The organism is Paroceanicella profunda, assembly GCF_005887635.2.
Classification (GTDB): domain Bacteria; phylum Pseudomonadota; class Alphaproteobacteria; order Rhodobacterales; family Rhodobacteraceae; genus Paroceanicella; species Paroceanicella profunda.
Genome location: NZ_CP040818.1, coordinates 1,687,418 through 1,705,050 on the forward strand (window position 1 = coordinate 1,687,418; position 17,633 = coordinate 1,705,050).

A 17,633-nucleotide genomic window follows, 5' to 3' on the forward strand; every position below is an offset into this window, starting at 1 on the left:
AGTACATCCGGGGCGGGAATGACGGGACTGTGGCGGCGGTGCAGGGGGCGCGGGACTGCGGCGGCGATGCAGGAGATTCGGGACGGGCCGGGCCGGACGGGCAGGGCCGGATCGGGAGCCCGGGCACGGGGTCCGGAACCGCGGTGCCCCGGGAACCGGGCAAGCGAGACCGCGTGGCCGTGGTGGCCCCCCCCCCGGAAGCACCACCCGTGACCCGGGGGAAGACGCCCCCGGCCGGCGGCACGTCCGCCTCGCCTTACGGAGGGCGCGGCCCCGGGCCGGCGCGGGTGGGACATGGGGCGCGGGCGGCGCGTCGAAAATCCGGGCCGGGCGTGATCCGAACGGCGCGCCGCCGCGTAGCCTCATCATGGCAACCCTTTCGGAGCGCAGAATGAATCCTCTCAAGATCGCGGTCATCGGCTCCGGAATCTCCGGCCTCTCGGCGGCCTGGCTGCTGGCCCGGCGGCATCAGGTGACCCTGTACGAGACCGAAGGGCGCTTCGGCGGCCACGCCAATACCGTGGACGTGGAAACGCCGGAGGGGCCGGTTCCGGTGGACACCGGCTTCATCGTGTTCAACGAACAGAACTACCCCAACCTCACCGCGCTGTTCGCCCTGCTGGGCGTGGAGAGCCGGCAGACGCAGATGAGCTTCGCCTTCTCCGCCTCCGGGGGGCGCTACGAGTACGCGGGCTCCGGCGCCGGCGGGTTCTTCGGCCAGCGCCGCAACCTGTTCAGCACCGCGCACTGGCGGCTTCTGAGCGACGTGAACCGCTTCTTCCGCACCGCCGCCAGCCGGATCGACGGGTACGGGGACGATGTGCCGCTGGGCACCTTCCTCACGCGGGAGCGCTACGGCGAGAGCTTCGTGAAGCGCCACATCCTGCCGATGGGCGCGGCCATCTGGTCCACCGCGGCCTCGGAGATGCTCGCGTTCCCGGCCCGCAGCTTCATCGACTTCTACGGCAACCACGGGCTGCTGCGCTTCCGCAACCGCCCGGCCTGGCGCTCCGTCTCCGGGGGCAGCCGCGCATACGTGCGCCGCCTGCTGGGCGGGGCCGGCATCGAACTGCAGCCGGCGAACGCGGTGCGCCGGGTGGTGCGCCACCCCGGCTTCGTGCAGGTGACCGACGGGCGCGGCACCGAGCGGCCCTTCGACCACGCGGTGATCGCCACCCACGCGGACCAGGCGCTGCGCCTGGTCGACGCGCCGGATGCCCGCGAAGGCGCGGTGCTGGGCGCCTTCTCCTATCAGGACAACACGGCCGTCCTGCACCGCGACGCCCGCTGGATGCCGCGGCGCCGGCGGCTGTGGTCGGCCTGGAACTACATGGCCGGCGGCCCGGGCGGGCAGGAGGGGCTCTGCGTCACCTACTGGATGAACCGGCTGCAGGGGCTGGACAGCCCGGTGGGGCATTTCGTGACCCTCAACCCCTGGGAGGAGATCCACCCCAAGGCGGTGGACGCGCGCTTCACCTACCGCCACCCGGTGTTCGACGCGGCCGCCCTGGCGGCGCAGCGGCAGATCTGGGCCCTGCAGGGCACGCGCCGCACCTGGTTCTGCGGCAGCTACGCCGGCCACGGCTTCCACGAGGACGGGCTGCAGAGCGGGCTGGCGGTGGCCGAACAGCTCGGCGGCCTGCGCCGGCCGTGGCAGGTGGCCAACCCCTCCGGGCGCATCACCCTCGCCCCCGCGGCGCGGATGGACACCGCCGTATGAGCCCGGACCGCCTCTACGAGGGCCATGTGAGCCATGTCCGGCTGCGCCCGGTCACCCATGCGCTGCGCTACCGGGTGTTCGCGCTGCTGCTCGACGTGGAGGCGCTGCCCGGGCTCGGCCGCCGCCACCGCCTGCTGTCGCACAACCGGCGCAACCTGTTCGAGATCCGCGACGCCGATCACGGCGACGGCACGCCGCTGGCGGGCTGGTTGCGGCGCCTGGCGCAGGAAAGCCCGGAGGGCCGGCAGGTGGTGCGCTTCGCGATGCTGTGCTACCCGCGCGTGCTGGGCTATGTGTTCAACCCGATCACCGTCTACTATGGCTATGACGCGGGCGGCCGCATCCGCCTGATGATCTACGAGGTGAACAACACCTTCGGCCAGCGCCGCACCTACGTGCTGCCCGCCACGCCGGACGCGCATGGCCACGTGCATCAGGGCTGCGAGAAGGCGCTCTACGTCTCGCCCTTCAACGATGTGTCCGGGCGCTACAGCTTCAACCTGGACACGCCGGGCGCGGCGCTGGCCCTCGGCGTGGCGCTGCGCGATTCCGGCGGGGCGCTGCTCAAGGCGCATTTCGCCGCCCGGGGCCGGACGCTGAGCGACCGGGCCCTGCTGGGGGCGACGCTGCGCACGGGATGGTTGACCGCAAAGGTGATGACCGGCATCCATTGGGAGGCGCTGCGGCTCTGGCTCAAGGGCCTGCGGCCCAGACCCCGGCCCCGGGGACCGAAGGCGGCGGTGAGCCACGCGCCCGCCCCGGCAGTGCAGGAGACCGACGCATGCTCACGGAACTGACGCCCCGCAGCGGGCCCGCCGGCGCCAGCCGCAGGCCGTCCCCCCTCGAAGCGCTGATCCTGCGCGCGGCCCGCCGGCTGCTGGACTGGGAGCCGCAGGGCGCCGTGGTCGTGGAACTGCCCGGCGGCACCCGCCTGCGCTTCGGCCGCGGGGGCGACCCGCAGGAACCGGTGCTGAAGTTGCGCAACCTGCGCGTGCTGCGCGCGGCGCTGCGTTCCGGGGCCATCGGCTTCGCGGAATCCTACATCGACCGCGACATCGACTGCTCCGACCTGCCCGCGCTGTTCCGCTTCTTCCTGCGCAACCGCGAGGAGCTGGCCCGCTCCGGGCGGCGCCTGTTCCGGGTGCGCGCCCTGGACCGGCTGGCGCACCGGCTGCGCCGCAACTCGCGCGCCGGCAGCCGGCGCAACATCACCGAGCATTACGACCTGGGCAATGCCTTCTTCCGCGCCTGGCTGGACGGCGAGATGGTCTATTCCTCCGCCATCTACCCCGATGCCGGCACCACGCTGGAGGAGGCGCAGCGCGAGAAGCTGGGCCGCATCGTCGCCCTGCTCGACCTGCCGGAGGACCGGGCGGCCGATGTGCTGGAGATCGGCTCCGGCTGGGGCGCGCTGGCCTGCATGACCGCGGCGGCGGGCGAGACGCGCGTCACCGGCCTCACCCTGTCGCACGAGCAGCTCGCCTTCGCGCGCGAGAAGGCCGCGGCCGCGGGCCTCGCCGCGCGCTGCGACTTCCGGCTGGAGGATTACCGCGACACCGGCGGGCAGTATGACCGCATCGTGTCCATCGAGATGATCGAGGCGGTGGGCGAGGCCTACTGGCCGCAGTATTTCCGCGTGCTCGGCGAGCGCCTGCGCCAGGGCGGCTCGGCCGTCATCCAGGCGATCACCATCGACGAGGCGCATTTCGAGCGCTACCGCCGCTCCGCCGATTTCATCCAGCGCCACGTCTTCCCCGGCGGCATGCTGCCCACGCCGCGCATCATCCGCGAGCAGGGCGCGCGTGCGGGCCTCACCCTCGACCACGTGGAATGCTTCGGCGCCTCCTACGCCCGCACGCTGGCGGACTGGCGCCACCGCTTCGAGGAGGCCTGGCCGCGCATCGCCGAACTGGGCTTCGACGACGGCTTCCGCCGCCGCTGGCGCTACTACCTCGCCTATTGCGAGGCGGGTTTCCAGGACGGGCTGATCGACGTCGGCCTCTACCGGCTGCGCAAGTCCGCAGCCTGACACGGCGGAAGCCCCCCGCCCCGCGCGCCGGTCACAGGCCCGCGGCGGGGGCGATCATTGTCATGGGAACGACGCTGCCTGTGGAGGGCGAGGCGGGTAGTCCGCCGGCGCCCGCCGCCTTCTCCTCGGCATCCGTCATCACGCCGGCGGTGATCAGACGCCTGAACAGGTTCGCCATCTCGTTGTCTTCGAGGGTAGTCCGGTTGTCTTTCGCCATCAATTCGGTGAGACGATCCCGCTCCGCCTTGCTGAGCGGCTTGTCGGGCTTCTCCGTCGGCCGGGGCACGACCCTGCCCTCCTTGATCGCCGCGTTCACCAGCGCCTCGATCTTCGGTGGGGTGCACTGGCGGATGTAGCCCTGCACCTGCGCCAGCAGCATGCCTTCGCTGGTGGGGTTGGTCTGGTAGACCGACGTGATATACGCCAGCCGCGCCTTTTCAATGATGCCCACCACGCCACTCGGCTCCAGCTGGTAGAGGAACGTATTGTAGTAGCTGTCGGTGATGCCGGCACCCAGGCCGAAGGCCGTGGCCGTGACCGCGATGGCCGTCGCCGCCGCGCCGGTCACGGAGAGGACCGTCGTGGTTGCCGCGCCGGCCAGGCCGATGGCCTCGCCCAGGCCGTCCTTGCTCCGGTTCGCCCAGAAGATGGCGTCGATGTAGGCGTCGCAGTCGGCGTCCACCTGAGCAAAGATCGCGGCTCTGGTGGGCAGAAGCTGATCGGCCTTCAGGGGAGGCGGAGTGGTTCCCGGGGTGTACTGCGGCCCGTATTTCCGAAGCTCGTCGATGCTGTTGCCATACTTGGTGGCGTTCAGTTTCGGCCCGGAAGAATTCATCAGGTACGTGCGGTTCGCGCGCCGTTCATAAGCATTCTTCGGGTTATCAAACGGCCCGCATCCAATCAGAATAACAGGCAACAATAATGCTGGAAGACTGCGTTTCACTGTTTCCTCCGGTCCTGATTCAGTTTCAGGTTAACCCGGGGGTTTACTATTTTGAAGGTTTGATCTCACCTTTCATCACGAAGCGGCGGATGGCGTGGAAGTAGAGCGCGTCGGGCATCACGCGCAGCAGGGCCATCACCCGGGCGAAGCCGCGCGGGAAGGCGATCTTCCAGGCCTTGCGCTCCAGCCCGCGCAGGATCTCCCGTGCCGCGTCCTGCGCGCTCACGATGGAGGGCATGGGGAAGGGGTTGTCCCGCGTCATCGGCGTGTCCACGAAGCCGGGGCAGATCACCGTCACGGTGATGCCGCGCGGGGCCAGCTCGCAGCGCAGCGTCTCGGCCAGGTTGATCAGCGCGGCCTTGGTGGGGCCGTACGCCACCGATTTCGGCAGGCCGCGATAGCCCGCCACCGAGGCGGTGATGGCGATGTGCCCCGCCCCGCGCGCCAGCATGTGCGGCAGCAGGGCCTCCAGCGCGTTCACCACGCCGAGGTAGTTCACCTCCATGCCGCGGCGCAGGGCGCTGGCATCGAGATCGGCGCTCTCCATCAGCGCCCAGGTGCCGGCGTTCAGCACGGCGAGGTCGATGGGCCCGTCCGCCTCCAGCGCCGCGACGCAGGCCGCGACCGCGCCCCGGTCGGTGACATCGAGCGGGCAGGCGAGCATGCCCGGGGCGGCTGCCGCGATCTCGCCCAGGGCCGCGCCGGAGCGCGCGGAGATCGCCAGCCGGTCGCTCCGCCCGGCCATCAGCCCGGCCAGCGCCGCGCCGATGCCCGAGCTTGCGCCGGTGATCCAGACCGTGCCCCAGCTGGTCTCCTCCATGGCTCAGATCCCCACGAGCGGCTGCAGCAGGCGGCTGAAGAAGCCCTTGAAGCGCGTCGGGCGCTCGGTGGAGACGAGGCAGATGCAGGGCGCGCCGCCCTCCACCCGGGGCTGATGCTCGATGTGCTCGTCGAGGTCGGCGATGTCTCCCGGCCCGAAGCGCCCCAGCGCGTCCTGGTAGGCGCCCGAGAGGATCAGCGTCATCTCCGCGCCGCCGTGGCCGTGCTCCGGCACCGCCTTGCCCGGGCCGATGTGCAGCATGTAGAGCGGCGAGGGCGTCCCGCCCGCGGTGCGGATGCGGTGGCGGCGGATGCCCGGCGCCACGGTCTTCCACGGCACGGCGTCCAGCCGGGGCCCGATGTAGCGGCGCAGCGGCAGGGGCACGTCGCCCTCCTCCCGCTCCGGCCGGGCAAGGGGGAGGGGGGGCGGCGCGTCCAGCCGGGCCAGCACCCGCTCCAGCGCCTGCGGGGCGAGGGCGGCTTCCTCCGCCTCCTCCAGCAGGGCGCCGCCCACTTCCTCGGCCAGGCGCACGGCCCGGCGGCAGGCAGGGCACATCGCGACATGGCAGGCCACGACGACGGAAAAGGCCTCGTCCAGGTCCCCGCTCGCATAGCGCAGCACGGTGGCCTCATCGAGATGGTGGTGCGGGGTCATCTCAGCTCCTCCAGCCTGTCGCGGAGCCTGACATAGGCAAGGCGCATGCGGGATTTGACGGTGCCGAGCGGCAGCTTGAGCTTTCGGGCGATCTGGGTCTGTGACAGGTCCTGCGCATAGGCGTACTCGATGATGGTCCTCTGCTCCTCGGGAAGCGTGGCGATGGCCGCGCCCACATGCTCGCAAATCTCCGAGGAGAGCACGCCCTCCTCGCCGTCCGGCGCGTCGGAGGCGAGGTCCAGCGCCTCCACGTCCTCGTAGGCCCGGGCGGAGCCGCGGCGCAGCCGGTCGATGCGGGCATTCCGCGCGATGGTGTAGACCCAGCCCTGAACCGAGCCGCGCTCGGGGTGGTAGAGGTCCACCTTGCGCCAGACGGTCAGCATCACGTCCTGGGCGAGGTCGTCCGCCTGGGCGTGGTCGGCCCCGGCGCGGACCATCAGCGCCTTTATCCGCGGCCCGAAATGGGCGAAGAGCAGCGCGAAGGCCGCGCGGTCGCGATGCCGCGCGACGCGCTCCAGAAGCACCCGGTGCTCGGCCCGCATGCGGGCGGCGTCCGCCTCCCGGGCGAGGCGCGCCAGTTCCTGTTCGCTCTGGAGGTCGGACACGGCATATCCCGGTGGTTGATCAATGCGTCTGGCCGATTGCATGCGCTGCTCCCGCTTCGTCTGCGTGAGTACGCGACCGGGGCGGCGACGGATCACCAGCCGCCCCACAAGAGCGCAAAAAAGCCCGCGGCGCCAGCCGCGGCGGGCCGGGGCCTGCCGGGATCAGGCCTCCAGCAGGGCGGCGCGCACCTGGCGCCAGGCGTCGTAGACGAGGCCGGAGGTCACGGTTTCGGCGCGGCTCCCGTCACCGGAGCGGATGGCGTCGGTCATCTGCTCGTTGGAGCCGATGAGCATGCGCACGGTCTCGGGCGCGCGCAGGTAGGCCCAGTAGCGGTAGCGCAGGGCGGGCTTGTTGAGCTGGCCGAGGAGCTTCTGCAGCACCGGGTTCGGCAGGGCGGCGTGGATATGGTCCGTCAGGCGGACATTCGCCTCGAAGCAGCCGGGAAAATCGCCCGCGGCGAAGGCGGTGCGCATGTGCTCGACATGCAGGTCCAGCGCGCCGGCGATGGCGCGGTGGTCGGGCGCGCTGGCCAGCAGGCCGGCGGCCGTGGCCTCCAGGCTCACCCGGCAGATGGAGATGTCGTCGAGATTGGCCACCGAAAGCTCCGCCACCCGCACCCCGTAGCGCGGCCGGCGGGTGACGAGCCCGCTCGCCTCCACGATCTGCAGCGCCTCGCGCAGCGGTGAGCGCGAGACGCCGTAGCGCGCGGAAAGCTCGGTCTCCACCAGCTTGGCGCCGGGCGCGAGATCGCCGCGGATGATCTCGCGCTCCAGCCGGCCGGCCACGTCGAAGCCGATGGGCTGGCGGTCGATCGGGCCGGCGCCGGTGGCAGGATCGTCGGTGAACACGGAAATCAGAACCTCTGGACCTTCAGGCCGAAGAAACGGTCCGCCACGATCACCGCGGCGAGGGTGAGCACGATGCTGACGGTGGAGACGGCCGCGGCCTCGGGGGTGAAATTGAACCTCAGGTAGTCGAACAGCTGGATCGGCAGCGGCGCCGAGCCGGTGCCCTTCAGCATGAAGGAGATGCCGAAGGTATCAAAGGAGATGATGAAGGCAAAGAGCGCGCCGTTGATCATCCCGGGCTTGGCCAGCGGCAGGGTGATGCGGCGGAACGCCGTCCAGCGCTTCGCGCCCAGCGAGCGGGCGGCCAGCTCGCACATCTCGTCCATGCCCTGCAGCGAGGTGACCACGTTCAGGAACACGAAGGGCAGGGTGATGAGCACGTGCCCCACGAACAGCGCCACGTAATAGTCCGTGCCCAGCCCGATCTCGTAGAAGAAGAACAGCAGGGCGATGGCGGTGAGGATCTCCGGCAGGATCAGCGGCAGCAGGATGGTGATGCGCACCGCCTCGGCCCGGCGCTTGGCGTGGCGCACGTAGTAGAGCGCCGCCATGGTGCCGATCACCAGCGAGGCGGCGGTGGCCGCGAGCCCGAGCAGCACCGAGAAGCCGATGGCGTTCAGGAACACCTCGTTGTCCAGGAAGGTGAAGAACCAGCGCAGCGACAGGCCCTGCGGCGGGAAGGTGAGGAAATTCCCGGAGTTGAGCGAGGCCAGCACCACCACCACGATGGGGGCCAGCAGGAAGACGTAGATCAGGCCGCGGCAGAGGCCGAGAAGGGCGGAGGCGAGGCGCATCGGTTTCACTTCCATTTCATCCGGGTGAGGCGGGCGAAGATGAGCACGACCACCCCCGCCGAGACTGCGAGCGAGAGGGCGAGCGCCGAGCCGAAGGGCCATTGGAACTGGTCGATCAGCGCGTCGACGACCATCACCGTCATGGTCTTCACCCGCATGCCGCCCACCAGCGCCGGCGTGACGTAGGAGCTCACCGCCAGCACGAAGACGAGGATGGCGCCGGACTGGATGCCCGGCATCGCCAGCGGCAGGGTGATGCGCCGGAACACGGTGAAGCGCCGGGCGCCGAGCGAGCGGGCCGCCGCGCCCACCGCCGGGTCCAGCCCCTGCAGCGCGCCCAGGATGGGCAGCACCATGAAGGGCAGGAACACATGCGCCAGCGCCACCACGATGCCGAAGGAATTGTACATCAGCGGCAGGGGCCGGTCGATGAGGCCGAGATTGCGCAGGGTGGAGTTGATGACCCCGGAATTGCCCAGCAGGATCGTCCAGCCGTAGGAGCGCACCACGATCCCCACCAGCAGGGGCGAGAGCACGATGCCGTAGAGCAGCCCGCGCCAGCGCCGCGAGGCCTGCGAGATGTGCAGCGCGATCGGCAACCCCAGCAGGAAGCACACGAAGGCGGTGAGCAGGCCCAGCCACAGCGTCTGCCCCAGCGCCTCGAAGTAATAGGCGTCGGAGAACAGCTTGAGATAGCCGCCCAGCGAGAACCCCTCGCCATAGGGCGTGGAGTCAGAAGGCGCGCGCAGGCTCATCACCAGCACGTTCACGTAGGGCAGCATCACGAAGAGGAAGATCAGCGCCGCCGCCGGCAGGATGAGGAAATGGCGCCGGAAGAGGCCGTTCATGCCGCCCCCTCCAGCGGCCAGAGCCGGGCGGGGTCGAAGGCGAGGCCCACGGCGGCGCCGTCGGCGAAGCGGTGGGCGGTCGGGGCGTGGACCATGATCTCGTCCGCGCCCACGCGCACCCGGTAGTCGATGAACCCGCCGTTGAAGTAATGTGAGACCACGGTGCCGGAGGCATCCGCCTCCGCGCCCGGCGCGGTGAGGCGCACCTGCTCGGGGCGGGCCATCACGCGCAGCCGGCTGCCCGGAGCCGCGGCGCCGGGGAGGGAGACCAGCGTGCCCTCGGAGCCGAAGCGCAGGCTCACCCGGCCCTCGCCCGCGGCCTCCACCGTGCCGGTGAGGATGTTGGCGTTGCCCACGAAGCGCGCCACCGCCTCGGAGGCGGGGCGGTCATAGACATCCTCCGGCGCCGCGGCCTGGGCGATGCGGCCGTCGAACATCACCACCACCCGGTCGGACATGGTCATCGCCTCGCCCTGGTCATGGGTGACGTAGAGCGTGGTGATGCCGACGCGCTTCTGCAGGTCGCGGATGAAGGTGCGCATCTCGTCGCGCAGCTTGGCGTCGAGGTTTGCCAGCGGCTCGTCGAGCAGCAGGATCGCGGGCTCGATCACCAGGGCGCGGGCAAGGGCCACGCGCTGCTGCTGGCCGCCGGAGAGCTCGCGCGGATAGCGGCCGGCGTAGTGCGAGAGCTGGACCAGCTCCATCACGTCCGCCACCCGGCGGGTGATCTCGTCGCGCGCAACCCGGCGCATCTCCAGCCCGAAGGCGAGGTTTCCCGCCACCGTCATGTGGGGGAACAGCGCGTAGCTCTGGAACACCATGCCGATGTCCCGGTCCTCCGGCTCGCGGTTGGAGATGTCGTGGCCGTCGAACAGGATGCGCCCGTCGCTCACGGTCTCGAAGCCGGCGATGCATTTGAGCGTGGTGGACTTGCCGCAGCCCGAGGGCCCGAGCAGCGAGACGAACTCGCCGTGGTTCACCTTCAGCGTGACATCGTTCACGGCGAGCGCGGTGCCGTAGCGTTTGACGAGGGAGAGGATGGAGACTTCGGTCATGTGGGTCCTGGGGCGCGCGGAATGCCTGGGCCGGGCCGGGGGCGGCGGGCGGCCTGGGGAAAAGCAGGAATGGGCGCCGCGCGCAAGCCCGCGCGGCGCCCGGGGGCAGGGGCGTCAGGCGCCGAAGGTCTCGTTCCAGCGCCGGGCGATCTCTTCCGCGTTCGCGTTCATGAGGTCCCAGTCCCAGTCGATGAACTGCTCCATGGCAGCCCCGCTCACCGGCACGTCGCGCGCGAGGCTCTCGGGCACCTCCACCTTGCGGTTCACGGGGGAGACGAGGAACTCCTCCATCAGCAGGGTCTGGCCGGCGGGGGAGAGCACGAAGTCGAGATACTTGTAGGCCGCATCGCGGGTGGGCTGGTTCACGCAGATGTTGAAGGTCTGGTCCCACATCATCAGCCCCTCCTCGGGGATGATGCAGTCCACCGGCAGGCCCTGGTTGCGCAGGCGGGCGATCTCGCCGAAGTCGAAGGGTGCGACGACGATCTCCCCCGTGGCCATCGCGGTGGACATGTTGAAATCGGTCTGCACCACCTGGCCCAGCTCGGCGAGCCTGGCAAAGCCGGTGTCGAGGTCGGTGATGCCCGATCCGTAGATCTTCGAGGTCAGCATCAGGAACATCTTCCCGGCCGAGTTCACGATGTTGTAGAGGCCGATCCGGCCCTTGAACTCCGGGTTGTCCCAGAGGTCGGTCCACTTCGTCGGCGGGGTCTCCACCATGTCGGTGCGGTAGCCGATGCCGATGGGCGAGATAAGGCCCACGGCCGCCCAGCCGTCCGCGGCGCGGGTGGCGATGGGGTAGAGGTCGGCGTAGTTCGGCACCTTCTCCAGGTCGAGCTTCTCGAAGAAGCCCTCCTTGCGCAGCACGGTGGAGTAGATCTCGTTGGTCATCAGCACGCCGTAGGGCGGGTTCTCCTTGCCCGCGGCGCGCAGGTTGGTGGTGTAGGTGCGCCCCAGGCCGATATCCAGCCGCACCGCCTCGCCGCTCGCCTCGGTGAAGGCGGGGATCATGCTGTCGCGCCAGAATTTCTCCCAGCTGCCGCCGTAGGTGGTGATCACCAGCTCCTGCGCGGCCGCGGCCACGGAAGGAACCTTCAGCATGCCTGCCCCCATGAGGGCGGCCAGCGCATGCAGCATGTTCCTGCGGTTCATCGTCGGGACCATCAATGCTTCCTTCTCACTGTCGGGGCGGCGTGCCGCCTCCCTGTTGGCTAATCGGTCTTCAGGATGCTTTCTTGCGGTAGTCGTAGTTCTTGTTCAGCCGCTCCAGCAGGTAGTCGCCATAGCGCACCGGCTTGGAATAGGCGGTCTCGCCCCTGGCGATGAACTCTTCCGGGCAGGCCACGGTGGCCTCCATCGAGGGGTCGTAGAAGAAGGGCTGCGAGTAGCGGTCGCGCTTGGAGAGGTTGCGCACCCGGTGCGGGGTGGACACGAAGCGCCCGTTCGACCAGCGCGCCAGGATGTCGCCCACGTTCATCACGAACGTGTCGGGGATTGGCGGCGCGGGGATCCACTCGCCGTCCTTGTTGCGCACCTCGAGCCCGCCGACCTCGTCCTGCGCCAGGATGGTCACGAAGCCGTAGTCGGTGTGGGGGGCGGAGCCGAACAGGTTCTCCTCGTCCTTCTGCTCCGGGTAGTGCAGCAGGCGCAGGAACAGGGTGGGCGTGTCGAAATAGGGCAGGAACCAGTCCTTCGGCAGGCCCAGCGCCTCGGCCAGCCCGCCGGAGAGCATCTCGCCCAGGGCGGAGAGCCGCTCCATGTAGTCCAGCGCCGCGTCGCGCAGCTCCGGCATGTCCTCGGGGAACTGGTTCGGGCCGTGCAGCGGCTCGCCCGCGTAGGGCGCGTCCTCGGGCACCTCGTGCATCACCATGAGCGATTCGCTCTGGTTCGGCCGGGTCACCTTGTCGACCGTGGAGGTCACGATGGTGGAGGTGGAAAAGGGCATGTAGCCGCGATGAAAATCGTTCATCTTCAGCGCCATCTTCTCCGCGTCCGGCAGGGCGTGGAACCGGCGCGACAGCTCGCGCAGGTTCTCCACCGCCGCGCGGGGGATGCCGTGGCCGGCCAGGTAGGCGAACCCCACGCGCTCCAGCGCGTCGCGCAGGGTGTCGACTGTCTCCGCGCGGGCCTCGGGCGCCGCGCCGGGCGCCAGCGCCGACACGTCGACGACCGGGATGTTTGTGAACGCGCCTCGCATGGTATCCTCCTGCTGAGTGCTCAATACAGTATACAATATTTGCACAACCATCCGGGATTGGGTAGTAGGTGCCCGTGAGGTGGCAGAAAAAATCTTCGCACCCGGGATGTGATGTCTATCTGGTGTGCAGAATTTTGCTGATGCCTGATTGATGAACAGGAATCAGGCCGCCGCAGGGATGGCCGCAGGGGAGCGACAGCCAGCATGACCACGCCGATCATCATCGACACCGACCCCGGGCAGGACGACGCCTTCGCCATCCTGCTGGCGCTGGCCGCGCCGGAGCTGGAGGTGCTGGGGCTCACCACCGTTTCCGGCAACGTGCCGCTGGCCCAGACGGCGGACAACGCCCGCCGCATCCTCGAATGCGCCGGCCACGGCCATGTGCCGGTCTGGCGCGGCTGCCCGGCGCCGATCCTGCGCCCGGCCCGCCCGGTGCCCGAGATCCACGGCGACACCGGCATCGACGGCTGGGACTGGCCGGAGGCGGCTCGCGGACCGGAGCCGGGCCATGCGGTGGATTTCATCATCGAGACCCTGCTCGGCCGGGCCGACGGCGAGGTGACGCTGATCGCCCTCGCCCCGCAGACCAACGTGGCCATGGCCCTGCGCCGGGCGCCGGAGATCGTGCCGAAGCTGGGGCGCATCGTGTTCATGGGCGGCGGCTATTTCGCCGGCGGGAACATGAGCCCGGCGGCGGAATACAACATCATGGTGGACCCGGAGGCGGCGCGCATCGTGCTCGGCTCCGGCGTGCCGATCACCGCCGTGCCGCTGGACTGCACCCATGCCACGCCCGCGCCGGTGGGCTGGTCCGCGCCGCTGGAGGCGCTCGGCACCACCACCGGCCGGGCCTGCGGCGGCATGATGCGCTTCTTCGAGATCTACGGAAACGCCAAGCACGGCACCAAAAGCCGCCCGCTGCATGACGCGGTGGCCGTGGCCGCCCTGCTCTGGCCGGAACTGTTCACCGGCAAGCTCTGCCCGGTGGACGTGGAATGCGCGGGCGAGCTTACCACGGGCATGACCGTGGTCGACTGGCTGCGCCAGACCGGCCGGCCGGACAATTGCCTCTGGCTCGCCGGCTGCACGGACCCCGGCGAGGTCTACGCCCGGATGCTGAAGCTCATCGCCACCCTGCCCTGAGCCGCGGTGTTCCGAACGATGCCCCGGCGCTCCCGGCCGGGGCGGCAGAGGCCCCGGACCGGGCCCGGGGCGCCGGGGGTCAGGCCGGCACGGCTGCGCGCAGGGCCGCGGTGGCGGCTTCATCCACCGTGCCGGCGGCGTCGACTGCCACACTGAACAGGCCGCGGGCCTGGGCGGGGGTGTAGCGGCCGAGGCGCACATCCTCGGCCACCGCTTCGGGCGCGCGCTCGGCAGGGTTGCCGTAGCCGCCGCCGCCCGGCGTACCGACGCGCACCCGGTCGCCGGGCATCAGCGGAATGTCCTGCGCCTTGGAGAGGTGCTCGGGCACCGAGGCCACGCCGTCCTGCCACACGGTGACGGTGTTGGGCGCGCCGTCGGCCCCGCCGAGCGCGCCCTGCGGGCCGAAGCGGCCGTGGTCCATCACGAAGCTGGCGCGCGCCTCGCCGCGCAGCAGCTCGATCTCGTAGTCCAGCCCGAAGCCGCCGCGATGCCTGCCCGCGCCGCCGGAGCCCTCGCGCAGGGCGTAGCGGTGGTAGAGCACCGGGAACTGCTGCTCCATGATCTCCACCGGCGGCGCCTTGGAGATGCCGATGGTCGAACAGCCGTTGGTCAGCCCGTCATGGTCGGAATTGCCGCCATAGCCGCCTCCCGAGAGCTGGTACATCACGAAGCCGCGGCCGCGTTCCGGGTCCGATCCGCCGAGGGCGAAGTTGCCGGAGGAGCCGGCGGGCGAGGCGGTCACCCGGTCCGGCAGCGCCTCGACCAGGGCCGCGAACACCGCCTCGGCGATGCGCTGCGAGACTTCCGCCGCGCAGCCGGAGACCGGGCGGGGGTATTGCGCGTCGAGGAAGGTGCCCACGGGGCGGATCACCTCCAGCGGCTCGAAGGCGCCGGCGGAAATCGGCACATCGGGGAAGATGTGGCGCATGGCGAGGTAGACGGAGGAGAGCGTGGTCGCCAGCACCGAGTTCATCGGGCCCATGCAGGGCGCGGAGGAGCCGGCGAAGTCGAAGGTCAGCCGGTCGCCATGCGCGGTGACGGCAAGGCGGATCTCCAGCGGCTCGTTCACCACGCCGTCACTGTCCACGAAGGCCACCGAGCGGTAGGTGCCCTTCGGGATCAGCGCGAGATTGGCGCGCATCTGCCCGGCGGCGCGGATGCGCAGCTCGCCGATCGCCTCGGCCACTGTGGCGTCGCCGTAGCGGTCGAGCATCCGGTTCAGGCGCTCCTCGCCGACCAGCAGCGCCGCGGCCTGGGCCTTCACATCGCCGATGCGCTGCTCGGAGACGCGGATGTTGGAGCAGATGATGGCGTAGATCTCGGTGTCGAGCACGCCCTCCTTGAACAGGCGCACGGGGGGCAGGCGCAGGCCCTCCTGCTCCACCGAGGTGGCGGAGGCGGAGAAGCCGCCGGGCACCGCGCCGCCGGTATCGGGCCAGTGGCCGGTGTTCGACAGCCAGCAGAAGATCTCGCCGTCGCGGTAATAGGGCATGGCGAAGCGCACATCCATCAGGTGGGTGCCGCCGAGATAGGGGTCGTTCACGATGTAGATGTCGCCGGGTTTCGGCGCCGCCACGGTGCCGGCGGCGATCATTTCGATCAGCGTGCGGGTGGAATACTGCATCGTGCCCACGAACACCGGCAGGCCCTGCGCGCCCTGCGAGATCAACGCGCCGTCCACGGCGGAGTAGATGCCGTCCGAACGGTCGTTCGCCTCGGCGATGACCGGGGAGAAGGCGGCGCGCGAGAAGCTCAGGTCCATCTCGTCGCAGACCTGCTGCAGCCCGGCCTGGATGACCGAGAGGGTGATCGGGTCGATGCTCATGCCGTCTCTCCCAGGGTGATGATGATGTTGCCATCGGCGTCCTGCGCCGCGGTGTCGCCGGGCTCGATGATGATGGTGGTGTCCATCTGCTCGATGATCGCGGGGCCGGTGAGGGTGGCGGTCGCCGGCAGGTGGTCGCGCCAGTAGATCGGGGTGTCGTGCCAGCCGTCGAACCAGACCTGGCGGCGGCCGGTCTCGGCCTCCGCCAGGGTGGCCTTGCGGCCCGCTGGGTCGATGAGGGTGGAGAGGTCGATCTCCGGGCGGCGGCCGATGACGGAGGTGTTCACGTTCACCAGCGTGGCGCGGATCTCCGGCAACTTCACGCGGAAGCGGGCGAAATAGGCCGCCTCGAAACGGGCCTGCAGCTCCTCGCGCGTGGGGCGCGGGGTGTCGACCGCCACGCGCAGCACATGGGTCTGGCCGATGAACTGCATGTCCACGGTGCGGATCTCGCGGATCTCGTCGATCTTCACCGCCTCCTTGCCGATCAGCCTGCGGCCCTCCGCGCTCTGGGTGTCGAACAGGGCATGCACGGCCTCCATGTCGGCCAGGTCGAGCGGGCGGTTCACGGTGTTCACGAAATCATGCCGCAGGTCGGCCACCACGCAGCCGAGCGCATTGGTGATGCCGGGGCGGGAGGGGGCGAGCACGCGCGGCACGCCAAGTTCGCGCGCGATGGCGGTGGCGTGCAGAGGCCCCGCGCCGCCGAAGGCGAAGAGCGCGAAGTCGCGCGGGTCCTCGCCCAGCGAGACCGAGACCATGCGCACCGCGCCGGCCATCTTCGCGTTCGCCACCTGCAGCACGGCGGCGGCGGCGCCGGTGGCGTCCAGCCCCAGCGGGCGGCCGAGCTCGCGCTCGAAGATCTCCGCGATGTCGGAGACCCCGATGCCGCCGGGCACCTGGTTGAGCTTGGCCGGGTTCAGCCGGCCGAGCAGCAGGTTCGCGTCCGAGATCGTGGGGCGCGTGCCGCCGCGCCCGTAGCAGATCGGGCCCGGGGTGGCGCCGGCGCTCTCCGGGCCCACCTGCAGCAGGCCGGCCGCGTTCACCCGCGCGATGGAGCCGCCGCCCGCGCCCACCGTGCGCACGTCGACCATGGGCACGTGGATCGGCATGGCGTATTCGATCTCGATCTCGTTGGAGACCGCCGGTTCCGCGCCGCGGATCAGCGCCACGTCGGTCGAGGTGCCGCCCATGTCATAGGTGAGCAGGTCCGGGATGCCGGCGCGCCGGCCGGTGTAGGCGGCGGCCATCACGCCGGAGGCGGGGCCGGACATCACCGTCTTCGCCGCCTCCTCGGCCACGTGGCGGGCGGAGACCATGCCGCCGTTGCCGTTCATCACCAGCACGTCATGCCGGTAGCCCCGGCCGGCCAGCGTGTCGGCCAGGCGCTCCACGTAGCGGCGCAGCAGCGGCTGGACGGAGGCGTTCACCGCCGCCGTCACCCCGCGCTCGTACTCCCGGCTTTCCGAGAGCAGGGCATGGCCCATGGTGATGTTGCCGTTCGGCCAGATCCCGGCGGCAACCTCGGCGGCGCGCAGCTCATGCGCGGGGTTCGCATAGGCGTGCAGGAAATGGATGACGAGCGATTCGCAGCCATCTTCCTTCAGCGCGGTGACGGCGGCGCGCAGGGCGTCCTCGTCCAGGGGCGTGAGGGTGTTGCCGGCGGCGCCCATGCGCTCGGGCACTTCCAGGCGCAGGTCGCGCGGGATGATGGGGCGGAACTCGCCCTTCATGCCATAGGCGTTCGGCCGGGTGCGGCGGCCCAGCTCCAGCACGTCGCGGAAGCCCGCGGTGGTGATCAGCCCGGTGCGGCACAGCGCGCGCTCCAGCACCGCGTTGGTGGTGGTGGTGGTGCCGTGCACGATGAGGTCGAGCGCGGCGATGTCCGCCTCCGCCGCATCGAGGGCGTTCAGCACGCCGCCGGCCTGGTTGTCGAGCGTGGTGGGCACCTTGGCGAGGCGCACCGTGCGCGCATCCGCGTCGAACAGCACCAGGTCGGTGAAGGTGCCGCCCACGTCGATGCCGGCCACCTGTGACTGGCTGCCAATGGGCGCGGTGGCGGCGGTGAGGGGCGCGGATCCGGGCATCGGGGGCTCTCTTGCTGGGTCTGTCTGATCGTTTGTAGGCAAACGAATTTGGCGCCGTCCA

General features: G+C 70.4%; 16 protein-coding genes. 4 read left to right on the top strand and 12 right to left on the bottom strand.

The window, feature by feature from the left end:
* Nucleotides 1-391 precede the first annotated feature (391 nt).
* The 3 genes from FDP22_RS07580 to FDP22_RS07590 are packed head-to-tail and all read left to right on the top strand — an operon-like array spanning nucleotide 392 to nucleotide 3,749.
* Entirely contained in the window at nucleotides 392-1,720 is a 1,329-nt protein-coding gene (locus tag FDP22_RS07580; protein ID WP_239031899.1) for an NAD(P)/FAD-dependent oxidoreductase, read from the top strand.
* Nucleotides 1,717-2,517: a DUF1365 domain-containing protein gene (locus tag FDP22_RS07585; RefSeq protein ID WP_138572285.1), complete on the top strand. Its 801-nt coding sequence runs from the start codon at nucleotides 1,717-1,719 to the stop codon at nucleotides 2,515-2,517. Before FDP22_RS07580 ends, FDP22_RS07585 begins: the two co-directional genes overlap by 4 nt.
* Nucleotides 2,502-3,749 (top strand): SAM-dependent methyltransferase, encoded by a 1,248-nt coding sequence (locus FDP22_RS07590; protein ID WP_138572284.1) that lies wholly within the window; start codon nucleotides 2,502-2,504, stop codon nucleotides 3,747-3,749. The genes FDP22_RS07585 and FDP22_RS07590 overlap by 16 nt, the downstream gene beginning before the upstream one ends.
* A 31-nt stretch (nucleotides 3,750-3,780) precedes the next feature.
* Here the strand turns inward: FDP22_RS07590 and FDP22_RS07595 are convergent, their stop codons facing one another.
* The 10 genes from FDP22_RS07595 to FDP22_RS07640 form a co-directional block, all read right to left on the bottom strand.
* Nucleotides 3,781-4,692: a hypothetical protein gene (locus FDP22_RS07595; protein WP_138572283.1), complete on the bottom strand. Its 912-nt coding sequence runs from the start codon at nucleotides 4,690-4,692 to the stop codon at nucleotides 3,781-3,783.
* A gap of 46 nt (nucleotides 4,693-4,738) precedes the next feature.
* Complete coding sequence (locus tag FDP22_RS07600; protein ID WP_138572282.1) at nucleotides 4,739-5,512, bottom strand: SDR family NAD(P)-dependent oxidoreductase; 774 nt, start codon at nucleotides 5,510-5,512, stop codon at nucleotides 4,739-4,741.
* Between the two features lie 3 nt (nucleotides 5,513-5,515).
* Nucleotides 5,516-6,166 carry a ChrR family anti-sigma-E factor gene (locus FDP22_RS07605; RefSeq protein ID WP_138572281.1) on the bottom strand — a complete coding sequence of 217 codons (651 nt, stop codon included), beginning with the start codon at nucleotides 6,164-6,166 and terminating at the stop codon, nucleotides 5,516-5,518.
* Nucleotides 6,163-6,771 (bottom strand): sigma-70 family RNA polymerase sigma factor, encoded by a 609-nt coding sequence (locus FDP22_RS07610; protein WP_239031900.1) that lies wholly within the window; start codon nucleotides 6,769-6,771, stop codon nucleotides 6,163-6,165. Before FDP22_RS07610 ends, FDP22_RS07605 begins: the two co-directional genes overlap by 4 nt.
* Nucleotides 6,772-6,933: 162 nt before the next feature.
* Nucleotides 6,934-7,620 (bottom strand): GntR family transcriptional regulator, encoded by a 687-nt coding sequence (locus FDP22_RS07615; protein ID WP_170317628.1) that lies wholly within the window; start codon nucleotides 7,618-7,620, stop codon nucleotides 6,934-6,936.
* Between the two features lie 5 nt (nucleotides 7,621-7,625).
* Nucleotides 7,626-8,414, bottom strand: a complete 789-nt coding sequence (locus tag FDP22_RS07620) for an ABC transporter permease (protein WP_138572605.1) — start codon at nucleotides 8,412-8,414, stop codon at nucleotides 7,626-7,628.
* Between the two features lie 5 nt (nucleotides 8,415-8,419).
* On the bottom strand, nucleotides 8,420-9,262 hold the full coding sequence (locus tag FDP22_RS07625) for an ABC transporter permease (protein ID WP_138572279.1): 843 nt from the start codon (nucleotides 9,260-9,262) through the stop codon (nucleotides 8,420-8,422).
* Nucleotides 9,259-10,317, bottom strand: coding sequence for an ABC transporter ATP-binding protein (locus tag FDP22_RS07630; protein WP_138572278.1), 1,059 nt, complete (start codon nucleotides 10,315-10,317; stop codon nucleotides 9,259-9,261). The genes FDP22_RS07625 and FDP22_RS07630 overlap by 4 nt, the downstream gene beginning before the upstream one ends.
* 114 nt (nucleotides 10,318-10,431) lie before the next feature.
* Nucleotides 10,432-11,481: an ABC transporter substrate-binding protein gene (locus tag FDP22_RS07635; RefSeq protein ID WP_170317629.1), complete on the bottom strand. Its 1,050-nt coding sequence runs from the start codon at nucleotides 11,479-11,481 to the stop codon at nucleotides 10,432-10,434.
* Nucleotides 11,482-11,539: 58 nt separating this feature from the next.
* On the bottom strand, nucleotides 11,540-12,514 hold the full coding sequence (locus tag FDP22_RS07640; protein WP_138572277.1) for an isopenicillin N synthase family dioxygenase: 975 nt from the start codon (nucleotides 12,512-12,514) through the stop codon (nucleotides 11,540-11,542).
* A 204-nt stretch (nucleotides 12,515-12,718) separates the two neighbouring features.
* Here FDP22_RS07640 and FDP22_RS07645 point away from each other — a divergent pair, with 204 nt between their 5' ends.
* On the top strand, nucleotides 12,719-13,660 hold the full coding sequence (locus FDP22_RS07645) for a nucleoside hydrolase (protein WP_138572276.1): 942 nt from the start codon (nucleotides 12,719-12,721) through the stop codon (nucleotides 13,658-13,660).
* A 79-nt stretch (nucleotides 13,661-13,739) separates the two neighbouring features.
* Here FDP22_RS07645 and FDP22_RS07650 read toward each other — a convergent pair whose 3' ends face one another.
* The gene (locus FDP22_RS07650) at nucleotides 13,740-15,485 is read right to left on the bottom strand and encodes a hydantoinase B/oxoprolinase family protein (RefSeq protein WP_138572275.1); all 1,746 of its coding nucleotides are present in this window, start codon (nucleotides 15,483-15,485) and stop codon (nucleotides 13,740-13,742) included.
* A complete protein-coding gene (locus FDP22_RS07655) occupies nucleotides 15,482-17,572 on the bottom strand; it encodes a hydantoinase/oxoprolinase family protein (RefSeq protein ID WP_138572274.1) in 2,091 nt (696 codons plus the stop codon). Before FDP22_RS07655 ends, FDP22_RS07650 begins: the two co-directional genes overlap by 4 nt.
* Nucleotides 17,573-17,633 lie beyond the last annotated feature (61 nt).